General features: G+C 62.3%; 16 protein-coding genes. 12 read left to right on the top strand and 4 right to left on the bottom strand.

The window, feature by feature from the left end:
* Window positions 1-119: 119 nt before the first annotated feature.
* From ACR0DA_RS13135 to recR, 3 genes are all read left to right on the top strand, one after another.
* Window positions 120-1,874: a DNA polymerase III subunit gamma/tau gene (locus ACR0DA_RS13135; protein WP_480754368.1), complete on the top strand. Its 1,755-nt coding sequence runs from the start codon at window positions 120-122 to the stop codon at window positions 1,872-1,874.
* Between the two features lie 86 nt (window positions 1,875-1,960).
* A complete protein-coding gene (locus tag ACR0DA_RS13130; protein ID WP_005980576.1) occupies window positions 1,961-2,305 on the top strand; it encodes a YbaB/EbfC family nucleoid-associated protein in 345 nt (114 codons plus the stop codon).
* Between the two features lie 46 nt (window positions 2,306-2,351).
* Window positions 2,352-2,945, top strand: a complete 594-nt coding sequence (gene recR, locus ACR0DA_RS13125; RefSeq protein ID WP_170540361.1) for a recombination mediator RecR — start codon at window positions 2,352-2,354, stop codon at window positions 2,943-2,945.
* Window positions 2,946-3,016: 71 nt separating this feature from the next.
* Here recR and ACR0DA_RS13120 read toward each other — a convergent pair whose 3' ends face one another.
* Entirely contained in the window at window positions 3,017-3,514 is a 498-nt protein-coding gene (locus ACR0DA_RS13120; protein ID WP_093964418.1) for a lactoylglutathione lyase family protein, read from the bottom strand.
* A gap of 196 nt (window positions 3,515-3,710) precedes the next feature.
* Between ACR0DA_RS13120 and ACR0DA_RS13115 the strand changes: the two genes are divergently transcribed.
* On the top strand, window positions 3,711-4,199 hold the full coding sequence (locus tag ACR0DA_RS13115; RefSeq protein WP_170341383.1) for a hypothetical protein: 489 nt from the start codon (window positions 3,711-3,713) through the stop codon (window positions 4,197-4,199).
* Here ACR0DA_RS13115 and ACR0DA_RS13110 read toward each other — a convergent pair.
* On the bottom strand, window positions 4,196-4,837 hold the full coding sequence (locus tag ACR0DA_RS13110) for a ribonuclease T2 family protein (protein ID WP_170600098.1): 642 nt from the start codon (window positions 4,835-4,837) through the stop codon (window positions 4,196-4,198). The two genes, ACR0DA_RS13115 and ACR0DA_RS13110, sit on opposite strands and share 4 nt — an antisense overlap.
* Window positions 4,838-4,967: 130 nt before the next feature.
* Here ACR0DA_RS13110 and ACR0DA_RS13105 point away from each other — a divergent pair, with 130 nt between their 5' ends.
* Window positions 4,968-5,729, top strand: a complete 762-nt coding sequence (locus ACR0DA_RS13105; protein WP_170342353.1) for a DUF1013 domain-containing protein — start codon at window positions 4,968-4,970, stop codon at window positions 5,727-5,729.
* A gap of 50 nt (window positions 5,730-5,779) precedes the next feature.
* On the top strand, window positions 5,780-6,169 hold the full coding sequence (locus ACR0DA_RS13100) for a hypothetical protein (RefSeq protein ID WP_170341377.1): 390 nt from the start codon (window positions 5,780-5,782) through the stop codon (window positions 6,167-6,169).
* Between the two features lie 41 nt (window positions 6,170-6,210).
* Here the strand turns inward: ACR0DA_RS13100 and ACR0DA_RS13095 are convergent, their stop codons facing one another.
* The gene (locus ACR0DA_RS13095) at window positions 6,211-7,239 is read right to left on the bottom strand and encodes a permease (protein WP_480754367.1); all 1,029 of its coding nucleotides are present in this window, start codon (window positions 7,237-7,239) and stop codon (window positions 6,211-6,213) included.
* Window positions 7,232-7,540 (bottom strand): ArsR/SmtB family transcription factor, encoded by a 309-nt coding sequence (locus ACR0DA_RS13090; RefSeq protein WP_093964304.1) that lies wholly within the window; start codon window positions 7,538-7,540, stop codon window positions 7,232-7,234. The genes ACR0DA_RS13095 and ACR0DA_RS13090 overlap by 8 nt, the downstream gene beginning before the upstream one ends.
* 134 nt (window positions 7,541-7,674) lie before the next feature.
* Between ACR0DA_RS13090 and pdxR the strand changes: the two genes are divergently transcribed.
* The 6 genes from pdxR (at window position 7,675) to ACR0DA_RS13060 (ending at window position 16,711) form a co-directional block, all read left to right on the top strand.
* On the top strand, window positions 7,675-9,135 hold the full coding sequence (gene pdxR, locus ACR0DA_RS13085; protein WP_170439354.1) for a MocR-like pyridoxine biosynthesis transcription factor PdxR: 1,461 nt from the start codon (window positions 7,675-7,677) through the stop codon (window positions 9,133-9,135).
* 125 nt (window positions 9,136-9,260) lie between these two features.
* Entirely contained in the window at window positions 9,261-11,036 is a 1,776-nt protein-coding gene (gene xsc / locus ACR0DA_RS13080; protein ID WP_093964302.1) for a sulfoacetaldehyde acetyltransferase, read from the top strand.
* Between the two features lie 21 nt (window positions 11,037-11,057).
* Entirely contained in the window at window positions 11,058-12,065 is a 1,008-nt protein-coding gene (gene pta, locus ACR0DA_RS13075) for a phosphate acetyltransferase (RefSeq protein ID WP_480754365.1), read from the top strand.
* A 90-nt stretch (window positions 12,066-12,155) separates the two neighbouring features.
* Complete coding sequence (locus ACR0DA_RS13070) at window positions 12,156-14,975, top strand: molybdopterin oxidoreductase family protein (RefSeq protein WP_480754363.1); 2,820 nt, start codon at window positions 12,156-12,158, stop codon at window positions 14,973-14,975.
* A gap of 112 nt (window positions 14,976-15,087) precedes the next feature.
* On the top strand, window positions 15,088-15,837 hold the full coding sequence (locus ACR0DA_RS13065; RefSeq protein ID WP_480754362.1) for a 4Fe-4S dicluster domain-containing protein: 750 nt from the start codon (window positions 15,088-15,090) through the stop codon (window positions 15,835-15,837).
* Between the two features lies 1 nt (window position 15,838).
* Window positions 15,839-16,711 (top strand): dimethyl sulfoxide reductase anchor subunit family protein, encoded by an 873-nt coding sequence (locus ACR0DA_RS13060; RefSeq protein WP_170372994.1) that lies wholly within the window; start codon window positions 15,839-15,841, stop codon window positions 16,709-16,711.
* Window positions 16,712-16,725: the final 14 nt, after the last annotated feature.

Here is a 16,725-nt window from a genome sequence, read left to right as displayed (position 1 = left end):
TCCGCGCAGTATGCCTCACACCGCGCGCTCGCCAAAGCGAAAAACCTGCACCGGCGCTGTGGACGCGGGGCACCGGGAACTCTACCCTGCATCGTCAGTACGAATCCGTCAGAGCAGACATGACCACACAGTCCAGCCCCGCCTATCAGGTTCTCGCCCGAAAATACCGCCCGGAAACCTTTGCCGACCTGGTCGGTCAGGATGCCATGGTGCGCACGCTGAAAAACGCGTTCGAGGCGGACCGGATCGCGCAGGCCTTCATCATGACCGGCATCCGCGGCACCGGCAAGACGACCACGGCCCGGATCATCGCCAAGGGCATGAACTGTATCGGCCCCGACGGCAATGGCGGCCCAACGACCGAACCCTGCGGCCAGTGCGAGCATTGCGTGGCCATCATGGAAGGCCGCCATGTGGACGTGCTGGAAATGGACGCCGCCAGCCGCACCGGCGTGGGCGATATCCGAGAGATCATCGACAGCGTACGCTATCGCGCCGCCAGCGCGCGGTACAAGATCTACATCATCGACGAAGTTCACATGCTGTCGACCAGCGCCTTCAACGCGCTGCTGAAAACGTTGGAAGAGCCGCCCGAGCATGTGAAATTCATCTTCGCCACGACCGAAATCCGCAAGGTTCCGGTCACCGTGCTGTCGCGCTGCCAACGTTTTGACCTGCGCCGCATCGAGCCTGAGGTGATGATCGGCCTGCTGCGCAAGATCGCCACCGCCGAGGGCGTGGAAATCTCGGATGACGCGCTGGCCCTGATCACCCGCGCCGCCGAAGGCTCGGCCCGGGATGCGACCTCGCTGCTGGATCAGGCGATCAGCCATGGCGCCGGCGAAACCACTGCCGATCAGGTGCGCGCAATGCTGGGGCTGGCCGACCGGGGCCGTGTGCTGGACCTGATGGACATGATCCTGCGCGGCGATGCGGCCGGGGCGCTGACCGAACTGGGCGCGCAATATGCCGAGGGCGCCGACCCGCTGGCGGTGTTGCGCGATCTGGCCGAAATCACGCATTGGGTCTCGGTGGTGAAGATCACCCCCGACGCAGCCGAAGATCCCACCGTCTCGCCCGATGAACGCACCCGCGGCCAGCAGATGGCCGAGGCGCTGCCGATGCGGGCGCTGACCCGGATGTGGCAGATGCTGCTGAAGGCACTAGAGGAAGTCTCGGCCGCCCCCAACGCCATGATGGCCGCGGAAATGGCGGTGATCCGCCTGACCCATGTGGCCGATCTGCCCAGCCCGGAAGAGTTGATCAAACGCCTTCAGGACAGCCCTCCGCCGCCCGTCGGCGGGCCGGGGGGCGGCGTTCCGGTTGCCGGCAACACCGCCCCGCCCGTGACCGCGACGGCCTCGGCCCATGCGCCCACCCCGCGCGGTGTGGGCGGCGCGCCCACGGCGGCGTTGGCCCAAGACGTGCAGACCGCGCTGGCGCGTTATCCAACGTTTGAGCATGTGGTCGAGCTGATCCGCTCCAACCGTGACGTGAAGCTGCTGGTCGAGGTCGAGAACGGCGTCCGCCTCGTCTCGTACCAGCCGGGCCGGATCGAGTTCACGCCCACCGAAAAGGCGCCCACCGACCTGGCCGCGCGGCTCGGGTCCGCGCTGCAGCGCTGGACCGGCAATCGCTGGGCGGTCTCGATCGTCTCGGACGGGGACGCGCCCACAATCGCCGAACTGCGCGACGCGGCCGAGCTGGCGCTGAAGGCCAAGGCCGAAGAACACCCTTTGGTTCAGGCGGTTCTGACACAGTTCCCCAAGGCCCGCATCACCCGGATCGAAACCCCTCAGGACCGCGCGGCCAAGGTCGAAACCGAAGCCCTGCCCGAGGTCGAGGACGAATGGGATCCATTCGAGGAAGACTAATCACCCGCGCAGAAGACGCGCTGCCCTTGTGAAGGACGCAGACGGCCCGTATTTAGGCCGCAATTCGAATGACAGGAGACATACAGATGCTCAAAGGACTCGGCGGTCTGGGCGACATGGCCAAGATGATGAAATCCGCGCAGGAACTGCAGACCAAGATGGCGCAGATGCAGGAAGAGCTGAACACCATCATGGTCGTCGGCGAATCCGGCGCGGGCTTGGTCAAGGCCACGGCCTCGGCCAAAGGCGAGCTGAAAGGTCTGGACATCGACCCGTCGATCTTCAACAGCGACGACAAGGAAGTGGTCGAGGACCTGATCCTGGCCGCCATCAAGGACGCGCAGACCAAGGCGGCCGAGCGGTCGCAGGAAGAAATGGCCAAGCTGACCGAAAGCATGGGCCTGCCAGCGGACATCAAGCTGCCGTTCTGATCTTTGCCCCTCAAACCCCCGCCGCCGAAGCCACGCAGGACAGGCCATGAGTTCGAACAGTGACATCGACGCCCTGATCGACCTGATGGCCAAGCTGCCGGGGCTGGGGCCGCGCTCGGCCCGGCGGGCGGTGCTGCACCTGATCCGCAAACGCGCCCTGCTGCTGACGCCGTTGTCGGACGCCATGCAGCAGGTCGCCGCCACCGCGCGCGAATGCCTGAACTGCGGCAACGTGGGCACCACCGACATCTGCGACATCTGCAATTCCGAAGACCGCGCCACCGGTGAGCTGTGCGTGGTCGAAGACGTGGCCGACCTGTGGGCGATGGAACGCGCGGGCGTGTTCAAAGGCCGCTACCACGTGCTGGGCGGAACGCTCTCGGCGCTGGACGGCGTCGGCCCGGATGACCTGCGCATCCCCCGGCTGCGCGACCGGGTGACCGCCGAAAACATCACCGAAGTGATCCTGGCCCTGAACGCAACCGTCGACGGCCAGACCACGGCCCATTACATCGCCGATCAGCTGGAAGGGCGGGTCCGCCTGACCTCGCTGGCGCAGGGCGTGCCGATCGGGGGCGAGCTGGACTATCTGGATGACGGGACGATCACCGCAGCGCTGCGGGCGCGGAAGGAGCTGTAGCCGCCGCGTGCTGCCTGCAAGCAGCACGCTCTCGCCCCAGCTCGAGTGCAAGGTACCACTTGACCCATCGGTCAGGTGTAGGCACCCGAAGAGTAGGTCAATTCATAGGAATGGCTGTAGATCTCGAAGACTATCCCGAACGGATCCTCGACATAGACCATGCGGTAGGGTTTCTCGCCGGGGTAGTAGTATCGGATAGGCATGCGTTGTTTCCCGCCGGCCGCCACGATTTTTTCCACCAAGCCTTCGACATCAGGATCCTGGACGCAGAAATGGAACGTCCCGTTCCTGCGAAAGTCGATGTTGTTTTCCGGCGCGTAGTTCCCATCAAATTCAAAAAGCTCGATCCCGATACGATCGGCGGTCGCCAGATGCGCGATACGCAGTTTTTTCCAATTCGGGCCAAACACGTCCGTGCACATCACGCCGATGTCCGTGTCATCCTCAACCACATCGGTTGGCGGCATGATCACGTAAAACCCCAAAACCTCGGAATAGAATTTCACGGCTTCGTCCACGTTCGGGACGGACAACCCGATGTGAGAGAATGTTCTTGGATGTTGAGGCATAGCTTGCTCCTTGGTTTGTTGGGCAAGACGTATTTTGCGACGTCCTGGTTTCAAGCGCCCGCCCCACAAGGCAAAGCCGTGTTGTTCCATGCACATAGATCATCATGCACTGCTGCCGAGGCCTAGAATGATCTTTCCGTCGACCCCGCACCGTGTACTATGCCCTAGCCTGACCCATTTGATATCGGAACCCGCCATGAAACGCCTTCTCGCCCTGACCTTTGCCGCCTTCACCGCCACTTCCGCGTGGTCACAGCAACTGGTCGACAAGGGGTTCGTCGAAGGCTGGAACATCATGATGGACCCCAATCTGGGCAACGGCTGTCTGATCCAGACGGTGTATCAGGACCTGTCCGTGGTGCGCCTGGGCTACGATGCGCTGGACAATCGGGGCTATTTCACCGTTTTCCACAAGGGGTGGGGCAACATCGAGCCCGGCAAATCCTATCCGATCCGGTTCGAGCTGGACGGCAAGAGCTTTGACGCCACAGCCATCGGGTTCAAGCAGGATCGGGTGCCCGGTGCGACCGTGTTCTTCACCGACCGGAACTTTGTTGCGGCCATCGCCCAGAACAAGACGATGACGATCTACAACCCCGCAGGCGAGCGGGTTTTGGCGATCGATCTGAAGGGCACCGCCAAGGCATTGGACTATGCGCGGGACTGCCAGAACAAGAAGCTCTAGCGAATCGGATCGAACAACGCATCCGAAGCGGTGCAGTCCCGGATCACGTCCCGCCCACAGGGCACCGGGTCCAGATCACGTGACAGACAGACGCGCACTTCTTCGATGTATCCGTGCTTGCAAGTGACGGTGATCATGTCCGGCTCGAGCCCTGGATTGGCGTCGAGGAAGGCATCCTCGACCACGTGCGCCGGTAGTTTCACGGCTTTGTCCAACTTGCGAAACACCGGCGGTCGGGTGATGCGGTCATAGGCTTGCCGGGACAACGCGTAGTAGTCCGCTGCGGACAGGCCCGAACATGTGCCGTGTTTCTTCCACTGGTGCCAGGCCAGACCCGAACTGCCTTGAATATCTTCCATCTGTCGGGTCATTGCACGGGACGGCGGAGCCTTGGCTGTTGGGCAATAGGACGGCCAGCCTTGGTGATATTGCGGCCACAACCCGTGCAGGATCCAGCCGTGATCGTGGCGCGCATCGCATTGGTCGGATCCGCGCGCGTCGCCTTCGCGGGCACACCAGTTGGGCGACCAGCTCAGCGACAGGACGTAATAGTCGAACTCGCCGGACTTCTCGCCATCGGCCAGCGCGGCCATCGCGCCGAAAATCCACACCAGCAGCCCCAATAACGCCCAGCGCATTCGCCTCTTCCCTTCTTGCATCTGCACGACTATATACGGGCCAAGTTCCCCGACAACGGAAACCTGCCCCAAGACCACGGGGCCGCCGAATTCCGGCGACGGGACAGATGTATTCAAAGGAGACGGGCTGATGGCAAAACCCCTGATGGCCAAGGCAACCGCCGTTTGGCTGGTGGACAATACCACGATCAGCTTCAAGCAGATCGCGGATTTCGTGGGCATGCACGAGTTGGAAGTGCAAGGCATCGCTGATGGCGATGTGGCGGCAGGCGTCAAGGGGTTCGACCCGATCGCCAACAACCAGCTGACTCAGGAAGAGATCGACAAGGCCGAGAAAGATCCGCTGCACAAGCTGAAGCTCAAGTTCAACCCGGCCGCCGCCGGCGAGGAAAAGCGCCGCGGTCCGCGCTACACGCCGCTGTCCAAGCGCCAGGACCGCCCGAACTCGATCCTGTGGCTGGTCAAGTTCCACCCGGAGCTGAGCGATGGCCAGATCGCCAAACTGGTTGGCACCACCAAGCCCACGATCCAGTCGATCCGCGAGCGCACCCACTGGAACATCGCCAACATGCAGCCGATCGACCCGGTCGCGCTGGGCCTGTGCAAACAGTCCGAACTGGATGCCGCCGTCCAGAAAGCCGCCGCCAAGAAGGCTGCCGAAGGTGGCGTCATGAGCGATGACGAGCGCCGCAAGCTGGTCTCGACCGAACAGTCGCTGGAAATGGATGCCGCTCCCAAGATCCCCACGGCGATCGAGGGGCTGGAAACCTTCTCGCTGTCCGATGACGGCGACGAGGAAAAAGAAGACGAAGCAGTGGTGGATGCCGACAGCTTCTTCAACCTGCCCAAGGGCGGTGCCGAAGAAGACGACGAGGACGATCTGCGCAACTGACACTGTGCTGGCCCCGGTCCGATGGACCGGGGCCTTTTTGGAACTGGACCATGCTGAACATTCTATCGTCTATCTTCGGGCCGCACCGGGCGGTTTCGATTTACGCTTTCGCAAAAACCAAGGGACTGGCCATTCTGGGCGGCGTGGCCGTTATCGCCGTAGCTGCCGGTCTGCTGCTGTTCAGCGGCGATGGGAAACACGAACACGAAGCGTATATGACCGTTCCTGTACTGTCGGCTACGCCAATCAATGGTGATCTCAAGAACGGGGTCATCGCGTCGGTTCGATTGCCGGACGGATCGGCAACTTCAATCACCGCGACCGAGGCGCCGATCGCGCGCAGTGTCGGAACCACGGCCTGTGTGGAAAAACGGGTTTTCGTGGACAGCGGCGAACCGCGCTATCGGTTCAAATTGCCAAGCAACTGCGGCGCAAGCTGATATGCAGAACCGCCCGGAGAATACTCCGGGCGGTTTTCTTTTTACAAAAGCTGGAACAGAATCCCTGCTGCAATAGCTCCGCTGATCCCAAGCCCGATATAGGCTGCGAACACACGGGGTTTGACCAGAGACCAGACAGCCGCCATGGCCGGAATGGAACTGACGGCCCCGGCGATCATGAAGGACATCGCCGCGCCCGCGCTCATCCCCTGCTCCATCAGGCCGGCCAGAAGCGGCGGCGCGACATACGAGTTCAGGTAGGCCGGCATCCCGACAAAGGCGGCGATCACGATCGGCACCGCACCGTCGCCACCAACCAGCCGCGCGATCAGATCAGCCGGAACATAGCTGACAAGCAGCGCCTCGAGCACATAGGCCAGAGCGAGCCACTTCAGCAGGAACAGGCCGTTCTGCACGAATTCCCGACGGAACCGGACGCGGCGTTCGTGCTCTTGCCAAAAGCGCCAAAGCAGCTTGTCTTTCTTCGGACCGCAGCCACAGCATCCGGCCGGTTCATAGTGGCGCAAAGGTTGGGCAAAGGCACCCTGACGCATGAGAAAACGCACCGCGAACCCGCCGAACAATCCCAGTGCAACGGCTGCAACGGCTTTGCCGATCGCAAACGGCCAGCCCAAAGCGCCCGCCGTGATCAAAAGCGTGGGCGGGTCAATCAACGGCGAGCTCAGCCAGAAGGCCATGACCGCCGACAAGGGCGCACCCAATGCAAGCAGGCCTGCGATGAACGGGATCACCTCGCAGGAGCAGAACGGAGCCAACCCGCCGAACAACGCGGCCAGCAGGATCATCCGGGTTTCGCGGCCCTCGAAGGCCCGGGCAACCATAGTCTCGGCCCCGCTGGCCTTGAGGTAGGACAGCAACAGCACTGCAAACAGGATGTACTGACCGGTGTGCACCAAAGCCTTGGCTCCAAAAGTCGTGACGTTCACCCAATTGCCTGGGTCCAGAATGGCCACAAGCACAAGGATCGCCACGATCAGGGCCCAGGGTGTCTTCAGCAGACCGGACAGGGTTTGACCAACGGCCTTCGGGGATTGGGTCAATTCAGCCATCGTTTGCGACCTTTCTGGATTCGTCCGCGCAGCATTCGCTGAGGATGAACTGCGCCAGTGACCTCAATTCATCGAAACATGCACGGTTGATTGTGGTCCGCCCGGATTTCTCCTGCTCGACCACGCCGCCTGCCGCCAGGAATCGCAGGTGATGAGCCAGGGTGGACGGTGCCATCCCAGTCCGACTTTGGATCTCTCCGACCGTCAGACCAGCCTGTCCGGCCCGCACAAGGGTCTTGAGCACCTGCAATCGCGCCTCGGACCCCATCGCCGAAAACCCTGCAGCAGCTTTTTCCCACATTTGGTTATATCCATTAAACTAGTTTTCTAGTTTTTTAGTGATGAGCAAAGCCCGAGTCAACCGTATGGATAAATTTCCGTTGATCCCGAATAAGTCCAGATTGCCCTGTATTTAAGTCCAACATATAACGAGGCATGGGAATTTCGGTCGATACCTTCTTTCTGAAACCGGGCGGTCAGGGCACTCTGCAGGCGCAGATCCAGCAGATGATTGCCGAGGGCATCCTGTCAGGCCGCTTTCATGTCGGTGAGAAACTGCCGTCGTCGCGCAAACTGGCCGCGCATCTGGGTGTCAGCCGCATCACGGTGACGCTGGCCTATACCGAGTTGCTGGCAAATGACTATCTGACGGCCAAAGGCCGGTCCGGGTACTACGTGTCACAGAACGCGCCGGTGCCACCGAAATACACACCGGTTCAGCGCAGCGAAGAAACCGTCAACTGGGACGCCGCACTGGCCCGCCGCTTTTCCGAGGGTGATTTTCTGGCCAAGCCACCGGATTGGCGGGAATATAGCTATCCGTTCATCTACGGCCAGGCCGACCGCACCCTGTTTGATCATGCGAACTGGCGCCTCTGCGCCGTTCGGGCCCTTGGCCACAAGGATTTTGACTCGCTGACCGGCGACTACGTGGATCAGGACGATCCGTTGCTGATCGAGTTCATCGCCCGCCACACGTTGCCCCGCCGCGGTATCGCAGCTCGACCCGAGGAAATCCTGATCACGCTGGGCGCTCAGAACGCACTGTGGCTGACCTCGCGCATTCTTCTGGGCCATGGGCGCAAGGCTGCGATCGAGGATCCCAGCTACTACGCTCTGCACGAGCTTATGCGCTGCTCGGATGCCTCGATGACACCATTGCGGGTGGACAAGGATGGGCTGCCGCCCGAGTCTATCCCGGACGGCACCGACGTAATCTACACCACGCCCAGCCACCAATGCCCGACAACCGCGACAATGCCTGTCGCCCGGCGTCACGACCTGTTGAAACGCGCCCGCGAACTGGACGCGATGATCGTCGAAGATGACTATGAGTTCGAGATGGCCTTCCTGGGTGCCCCGTCTCCGGCGCTCAAGTCCTTGGACAAGGACGGGCGTGTGGTCTACGTGGGCAGCTTTTCCAAGTCTTTGTTCCCGGGATTGCGGCTGGGGTACATGGTCGGATCCGAACCGTTCATCCGCGAGGCTCGTGCGCTGCGGTCGCTCGTTTTCCGACACCCACCCGGCCATATCCAGCGAACGGCGGCCTATTTCCTGTCGCTTGGGCACTATGACGCCCAGATACGGCGTATGTCCAAGGCTCTGATGCAGCGGCGCAAGACGATCGAGGACGCGATCGAGGCGAACGGGTTGACCGTGGCCGGGCGCGGCGTCTTTGGTGGATCGTCGATGTGGATGAAGGCACCGGACCATGTCGACACCGCGGAATTGGCGAAAACGCTGCAGAATCAGAGTGTTCATATCGAGCCCGGTGCTGCGTTCTTCTCGGGGCCGGATCGGCCCAGGAACTATTACCGCCTGGGGTATTCCTCGATCTCGGCTGACCGGATACCTGCGGGAATCGAGCGGGTTGCGGCCGCAATCCGGGCCTGCTGAGGCCACACTGGACCTACTCCGGCGCCGTGTCTGGCCCTAACCCAGATGCCCCCGTTGCGCCAAAACCAATGGCAAGCCAAGGCGTATCGCCTGACCGTTTCCACCATTGCTTGGAGAGCGTCCAAATGAAAATGACGACAGAAGAGGCCTTTGTTAAGGTTCTGCAGATGCACGGCATCGAACACGCGTTCGGGATCATCGGCTCGGCCATGATGCCGATCTCGGACCTGTTCCCCAAGGCCGGGATCATGTTCTGGGACTGCGCTCATGAAGGCAGCGCCGGCATGATGGCCGACGGTTACACCCGCGCCACCGGCAAGATGTCCATGATGATCGCACAGAACGGCCCCGGCATCACCAACTTCGTCACTGCCGTCAAAACCGCCTACTGGAACCACACACCGCTGCTGCTGGTCACACCGCAGGCCGCGAACAAGACCATCGGACAGGGCGGCTTTCAGGAAGTCGAGCAGATGAAACTGTTCGAGGACATGGTGGCGTATCAGGAAGAGGTCCGCGATCCATCCCGCGTCACCGAGGTTCTGAACCGCGTGATCATGAAGGCCAAGCGCGCCAGCGCCCCGGCTCAGATCAACATCCCGCGTGACATGTGGACTCAGGTCATTGACGTCGAACTGCCCGCGGTCGTCGATTTCGAGCGTCCCGCAGGCGGTGAAACCGCTGTCGCAAAGGCCGCCGAACTGTTGTCGAACGCCAAGAATCCCGTGATCCTGAACGGAGCGGGCGTGGTGCTGGCCAAAGGCGGCATCGAGGCCTCGAAGGCCCTGGCCGAGCGTCTGGATGCGCCGGTTTGCGTCGGCTACCAGCACAACGACGCCTTCCCCGGCAGCCATCCGCTGTTTGCCGGACCGCTGGGCTACAACGGGTCCAAGGCGGCGATGGAACTGATCAAGGAAGCCGACGTGGTCCTGTGCCTCGGCACCCGCCTGAACCCGTTCTCGACCCTGCCGGGCTATGGCATGGAATACTGGCCGGCCGACGCCAAGATCATCCAGGTCGACATCAACCCCGACCGGATCGGCCTGACCAAGAAGGTCTCGGTCGGTATCGTCGGCGACGCGGCCAAGGTGGCAAATGGCATCCTGGCGCAGCTGAGCGACACGGCCGGAGACGAAGGCCGCGCCGAGCGCAAGGCCAAGATTGCCGAGAAGAAGTCGCGTTGGGCCCAGCAGCTCAGCAGCATGGACCACGAGGACGACGATCCCGGTACCAGCTGGAACGAGCGCGCGCGCGCGGCCAAACCCGACTGGATGAGCCCCCGCATGGCATGGCGCGCCATTCAGGCCGCGCTGCCGAAAGAAGCCATCATCAGCTCGGACATCGGCAACAACTGCGCCATCGGCAACGCCTACCCGTCCTTTGAGGAAGGTCGCAAGTATCTGGCCCCCGGCCTGTTCGGACCGTGCGGATATGGCCTGCCCGCCATCGTCGGCGCCAAGATCGGCTGCCCGGACGTGCCCGTAGTTGGCTTTGCCGGTGACGGCGCCTTCGGCATCGCGGTGAACGAGCTGACCGCCATCGGCCGCGAGGAATGGCCTGCCGTGACGCAGATCGTGTTCCGCAACTACCAGTGGGGCGCGGAAAAGCGCAACTCGACCCTGTGGTTCGACGACAACTTCGTGGGCACCGAACTGGACACCAAAGTGTCCTATGCCGGCATCGCCCAAGCCTGCGGCCTGAAGGGTGTCGTCGCCCGCACCATGGACGAGCTGACCGCCGCCCTGAATCAGGCCATCGAAGACCAGAAGAATGGCATCACCACCCTGATCGAAGCCCTGATCAACCAGGAACTGGGTGAACCGTTCCGCCGCGACGCGATGAAAAAGCCTGTGGCCGTGGCCGGCATTTCCGCCGACGACATGGTGCCGCAACAGGTCTGAGCGGGAACGGAGCTGGAGCGGATGACCCTGACACCCATCGAGTTGTTGCGTCAGCAAGCTCCGGCAATCTGGCCAGTCGTTGCTCTGAGCGAAGGCAGTGATCCCCGCATCGTTGCGGGGGCGCTTGCCGCCCGGTCCGCAGGGCTGTCCGACATCATCCTTGTCGGTCCGCGGGCAGAAATCGAAGCCGAGTTGCTGGCGCAGGGCGCCGCACCGGGCGATGACCTTTCCATCCATGACCCGACCGAGTCGCCGCTGACCGAGGAGTTCGCGGCCATCTACCACGATCTGCGCCGGCACAAGGGCGTGGATGCGGTGTCGGCCCGGTCCGCCGCCGAAACGCCCTTGGTCTACGCGGCCATGCTGGTCCGGACAGGGCGCGCCACGGGAACGGTCGGTGGCGCTGTCCACACGACCGGTGATGTAGTTCGCACGGCGATTCAGGTGATCGGCCTAGCCCCGGATGCCGGATTGGTGTCCTCGTTTTTCCTGATGTACCCGCCGGACCCGGGCGGACCTGATGCGCGCGCGATGCTGTTTTCCGATTGCGGGCTCGTGATTGATCCGACCGCATCGGAGCTGGCCCATATCGCGGCGGCCTCGGCCCAGTCGGCCCGGGCCATCCTGCGGGAACAGCCCTCACTGGCGATGTTGAGCTTTTCGACCAAAGGCAGCGCAAGACATCCCGGTGTCGACAAGGTCACCGAGGCAACACATCTTTTGCGCGAACAGCATCCCGAGCTGCATGTCGACGGCGAGCTGCAATTCGACGCGGCTTTTCACCCCCCCGTCGGCCAGAAAAAGGCTCCGGGATCGACAGTGGCCGGAAAGGCCAACGTCATGATCTTTCCCAATTTGGACGCGGGAAACATCAGCTACAAGATCACCCAGAGGATCGGTGGATACATGGCGATCGGTCCGGTGCTGCAGGGTCTGGCCCGACCGGCGAATGATCTGTCCCGCGGCTGCAGCGCCGAGGATGTCGAACAGATGATCGCCGTGACCGTGCTGCAGGCACTGGGAACATGACCATCAAATCTGGCGCCATCGTCAGAACAGTATTCTAAATCCGGGCTGAAAGTGACAAGTTCGTCCCGACGCAAACGACTGGATCCGCAAATGACCCATCAGCAGCCAATCCTCGACACATCCCCAAAGGTCTCGGACGAGGTTCGCAAGACAACCTGCTACATGTGTGCCTGCCGGTGCGGGATCAACGTCCACATGAAGGATGGCAAGGTCGCTTACATCGAGGGCAACCGTGACCACCCGGTGAACAAGGGTGTTCTATGCGCCAAAGGCAGCGCGGGTATCATGCAGGTCAACGCCCCGTCACGCCTGCGCGCTCCGCTCAAGCGGGTGGGTCCGCGCGGGTCGGGTGAGTTCGAGGAAATCAGCTGGGACGAAGCGTTGGACATCGCGGTCGGCTGGCTCAAGCCGCTGCGCGAGGACAACCCCGAAAAGCTGGCCTTTTTCACCGGCCGCGACCAGTCGCAATCCTTTACCAGCTTCTGGGCCCAGAATTTCGGCACCTGCAACTATGCCGCTCATGGCGGTTTCTGCTCGGTCAACATGGCGGCCGGAGGCATCTACACGATGGGCGGCGCGTTCTGGGAATTCGGCCAGCCCGATTGGGACCGCACCAAGCTGTTCATGCTGTTCGGCGTGGCCGAGGACCATGACAGCAACCCGATCAAGATGGGCATCGGAAAGATCAAGGCGCGTGGTGCCCGCGTGATTGGGGTGAACCCGATCCGCACCGGCTACAACGCAGTTGCCGATGACTGGGTCGGCATCACGCCCGGGACCGACGGGCTGTTCATCCTGTCGCTGATCCATGTGTTGATGAAGGCCGGCAAGATCGACCTGGATTACCTGAGCCGCTATACCAACGCCCCTGTGCTGGTAAACGCCGCCGAAGGCCCTGAAAAGGGCCTGTTTCTGCGGGACGCGGACGGCAAGCCGCTGGTGATTGACCGGGCCACGGGGCAACCGACGGCCTTCGACAAACCGGGCGTACGGCCGGACCTGACCGCCACCTATGACATGGACGGCATCACCCACCGGCCGGTCTTTCACCTGATGGCGGAAAAATACCTCAGCGATGAATACGCCCCCGAAGCGGTGGCCGAGGATTGCGGCATACCCGCCAGCCGGATCCGCGCCATTGCCGGTGAACTGGCGCGCGTCGCCTTTGACGAGGCCTTCGAGCTGAACCAGGAATGGACTGACTTCAGGGGTGAAAAACACAGCAAGATGATCGGTCGGCCGGTGGCCATGCACGCGATGCGCGGCGTTTCGGCCCATGCCAACGGATTCCAGACCTGCCGCGCGCTGCACGTGCTGCAGATCCTGCTTGGCACGGTCGAAGTCCCGGGTGGGTTCCGCTTCAAGCCGCCCTATCCGAAGCCGGTCGAGGCGCACCCGACCCCCCATTGCAAGGTCACGCCAAACTCGCCCCTGGACGGCCCGCATCTGGGTTTCGTGCGGGGCCCCGAAGATCTGGCCCTGAAGGCCGATGGCAGCCCGGCGCGCATCGACAAGGCCTTCACCTGGGAAAACCCGATGTCCAGCCACGGGCTGATGCACATGGTGATCTCGAACGCTCACGCGGGCGATCCCTACAAGATCGACACGCTGTTCATGTACATGGCCAACATGTCCTGGAACTCCACCATGAATACAAAGGGCGTGATCGAGATGCTGACGGACAAGGATGACAACGGAGACTACGTGATCCCGCGGATCATCTACTCCGACGCCTATTCCTCGGAAATGGTGGCCTATGCCGACCTGATCCTGCCCGACACGACCTATCTGGAGCGCCATGACTGCATCTCGCTCCTCGACCGCCCGATCTGCGAGGCCGACGGCGCCGCAGATGCGATCCGCTGGCCGGTGATCGAACCCGATCGCGACGTGCGCGGATTTCAGACGGTGCTGATCCAGCTGGCCAACAAGCTGGGTCTGCCGGGTTTCACCGATGAGGACGGCTCGGCCAAGTATACGCACTACGCTGACTACATGGTCAACCATCAGCGCAAGCCAGGCATCGGCCCACTGGCTGGATTCCGCGGCGCAGATGGCTCGCAGGTGGGTCGGGGCGACGTGAACCCGAACCAACTGGACCGCTATATCGAGAATGGCGGCTTCTACCTGGAACACATCCCGGACGAGGCCCTGTTCTTCAAACCCTGGAACGCCGCCTATCAGGATTGGGCGGTGAGTATGGGCCTGTATGACAGCCCGCAACCCTACCTGTTCCAGCTCTATTCCGAACCGATGCGCAAGTTCCAGCTGGCTGCCGAAGGCCACGGCGACCGCCAGCCGCCCGACCACCTGCGCGGCCGCATCAAAGAAACCATGGACCCGCTTCCGATCTGGTACGAGACCGACCAGACCGGAAACGAAGGCTTCACCGTCAACGCCCTGACCCAGCGCCCCATGGCGATGTATCACAGCTGGGGCAGCCAGAATGCCTGGTTGCGGCAACTGCACGGGCGCAACCCGCTGTATGTTCCCACCAAGCTGATGCGCGAACACGGACTGAAGGACGGGGACTGGGCCAAAGTCAGTTCTCCGCACGGAGAAATCACCGTGCCGGTGATGGAAATGGCGGCGTTGAACGACAACACCGTCTGGACATGGAACGCCATCGGCAAACGCAAAGGGGCATGGGCGCTGCAGCCCGACGCACCCGAGGCAACCAAGGGCTTCCTGCTCAACCACCTGATCCACGAACTGCTGCCACCCAAGGGCGACGGTCTGCGCTGGGCCAATTCCGACCCGATCACCGGACAGGCCGCGTGGTTTGACCTCAAGGTCAAGATCGAAAAAGCCAAAGCACCGGCAGACGCCCAAACCCAACCGGAATTCCCTCCAATCAAATCTCCGGTCGGCACCGGCCCCAAGGATCTCGCATGGAAGGTTGGCAAATGACCCTGCCCCGCACTCCATTTGGCCCGCAATACTCCGGGGATGAATTGAGCCGAGCGGCTCAGGAGGGGGTTGCCCCCCTTTCGGCCCCGGCCCTCGACAAAGAGCAGACGCCATGACCCAACTTCCCCAATCCACCGAGCGAAAAATGGGCCTGGTCATTGACCTGGATACTTGCGTCGGCTGTCATGCCTGCGTGATCTCCTGCAAAGGCTGGAACACCGAGAACTACGGCGCCCCCCTGTCCGATCACGACGCCTATGGCGCGGACCCCTCGGGCACATTCCTGAACCGGGTCCACTCCTACGAGGTGCAGCCGGCCGAAGGTGCCGCCCAGCTGATCCATTTCCCGAAATCCTGCCTGCATTGCGAGGATGCGCCCTGCGTCACCGTCTGCCCCACCGGCGCCAGTTACAAGCGGGTCGAGGACGGGATCGTGCTGGTCAACGAAAGCGACTGCATCGGCTGCGGCCTGTGCGCCTGGGCCTGTCCCTATGGCGCGCGCGAACTGGACGCCGCAGAGGGCGTCATGAAGAAATGCACCCTGTGCGTCGATCGCATCTACAACGACAACCTGCCCGAAGAAGACCGCGTTCCCGCCTGTGTGCGGACCTGCCCTGCGGGGGCCCGCCATTTCGGTGACTTGGGCGACCCCGACAGCGAGGTCAGCCAACTGGTGGCCGAGCGCGGCGGAATGGATCTGATGCCCGAAATGGGCACCAAACCGGTCAACAAATACCTGCCACCCCGCCCCAAGGATACGGTCGAAGAGCAGATCGACATCCTGGCGCCCCTGCTGGCGCCGGTCGCCGACGAGCCGAAGGGTTTCCTTGGCTGGCTGGACAAGGCATTGGAGAAGCTCTGACATGCATCCCGCACCTTCCGTCATCCTGTTCACCACACTGTCGGGGCTGGGCTTCGGCCTGCTGTTTTTCCTGGGCCTCGGCTTTCCGAATGTCTCGGGCTGGGTGGCCTTCGTGTTCTTCGCCATCGCCTATGCGCTGTCCGTGGGAGGGCTCATGGCCTCGACCTTTCACCTCGGCCACGCCGAGCGCGCGCTCAAGGCGTTCACCCAATGGAAGACAAGCTGGCTCAGCCGCGAGGGCTGGTGCGCAGTTCTGGCCCTGTTGGTCATGGGGCTCTATGCGATCGGCGCGATCTTTCTGGACCAACGCTGGTCCGGTCTGGGTCTGATCGGTTCGCTGCTCTCATTGGCGACCGTATTCACGACCTCGATGATCTACACGCAACTCAAGACGATCCCACGGTGGAACCTGACACTGACGCCCGTAATGTTTCTGAGCTTCAGCGTGGCCGGTGGCGCGCTTCTGGCGGGGCAGACCGCATTTGCGATCCCGCTGCTGTTGATCGCCGCGCTGGTTCAAATTCTTTACTGGCGTTCGGGCGATCAGGCCTTGGCCAACTCGGGAACCAACCTTGGTACGGCAACTGGTCTTGGCGACCGGGGTTCTGTCCGCGCGTTTGAACCGCCGCATACAGGAACCAACTATCTGCTGCGCGAATTCGTTCACGTTGTCGGACGCAAACACGCAGACAAGCTGCGGGCCATTTCCTTTGCCTTGGCCTTCGTGGTTCCCGTCGGTCTGTTGATCCTGCCGTTCAACCACCTGGTCGGAGCGCTGGCGGTGCTGTCTCATATGGCGGGTATCGCGACTTCTCGCTGGCTGTTCTTTGCCCAGGCCGAACATGTGGTCGGGCTGTACTATGGCAAGCGCTAAGTCGCTCTGCAGGC

This window comes from Ruegeria sp. CI8, from assembly GCF_056536865.1.
Note: the sequence above shows the minus strand (reverse complement) of the source record. Positions and strands in the feature narration are given on the sequence as shown.

Coding starts and splice junctions, on each gene's coding strand:
- ACR0DA_RS13110 (WP_170600098.1), bottom strand. CDS start 4,837: ATGCGCTGGGCGTTATTGGGGCTGCTGGTGTGGATTTTCGGCGCGATG.
- ACR0DA_RS13135 (WP_480754368.1), top strand. CDS start 120: ATGACCACACAGTCCAGCCCCGCCTATCAGGTTCTCGCCCGAAAATAC.
- ACR0DA_RS13115 (WP_170341383.1), top strand. CDS start 3,711: ATGAAACGCCTTCTCGCCCTGACCTTTGCCGCCTTCACCGCCACTTCC.
- ACR0DA_RS13095 (WP_480754367.1), bottom strand. CDS start 7,239: ATGGCTGAATTGACCCAATCCCCGAAGGCCGTTGGTCAAACCCTGTCC.
- ACR0DA_RS13130 (WP_005980576.1), top strand. CDS start 1,961: ATGCTCAAAGGACTCGGCGGTCTGGGCGACATGGCCAAGATGATGAAA.
- ACR0DA_RS13090 (WP_093964304.1), bottom strand. CDS start 7,540: ATGTGGGAAAAAGCTGCTGCAGGGTTTTCGGCGATGGGGTCCGAGGCG.
- recR (WP_170540361.1), top strand. CDS start 2,352: ATGAGTTCGAACAGTGACATCGACGCCCTGATCGACCTGATGGCCAAG.
- ACR0DA_RS13065 (WP_480754362.1), top strand. CDS start 15,088: ATGACCCAACTTCCCCAATCCACCGAGCGAAAAATGGGCCTGGTCATT.
- ACR0DA_RS13070 (WP_480754363.1), top strand. CDS start 12,156: ATGACCCATCAGCAGCCAATCCTCGACACATCCCCAAAGGTCTCGGAC.
- ACR0DA_RS13100 (WP_170341377.1), top strand. CDS start 5,780: ATGCTGAACATTCTATCGTCTATCTTCGGGCCGCACCGGGCGGTTTCG.
- ACR0DA_RS13060 (WP_170372994.1), top strand. CDS start 15,839: ATGCATCCCGCACCTTCCGTCATCCTGTTCACCACACTGTCGGGGCTG.
- ACR0DA_RS13105 (WP_170342353.1), top strand. CDS start 4,968: ATGGCAAAACCCCTGATGGCCAAGGCAACCGCCGTTTGGCTGGTGGAC.
- xsc (WP_093964302.1), top strand. CDS start 9,261: ATGAAAATGACGACAGAAGAGGCCTTTGTTAAGGTTCTGCAGATGCAC.
- pta (WP_480754365.1), top strand. CDS start 11,058: ATGACCCTGACACCCATCGAGTTGTTGCGTCAGCAAGCTCCGGCAATC.
- ACR0DA_RS13120 (WP_093964418.1), bottom strand. CDS start 3,514: ATGCCTCAACATCCAAGAACATTCTCTCACATCGGGTTGTCCGTCCCG.
- pdxR (WP_170439354.1), top strand. CDS start 7,675: ATGGGAATTTCGGTCGATACCTTCTTTCTGAAACCGGGCGGTCAGGGC.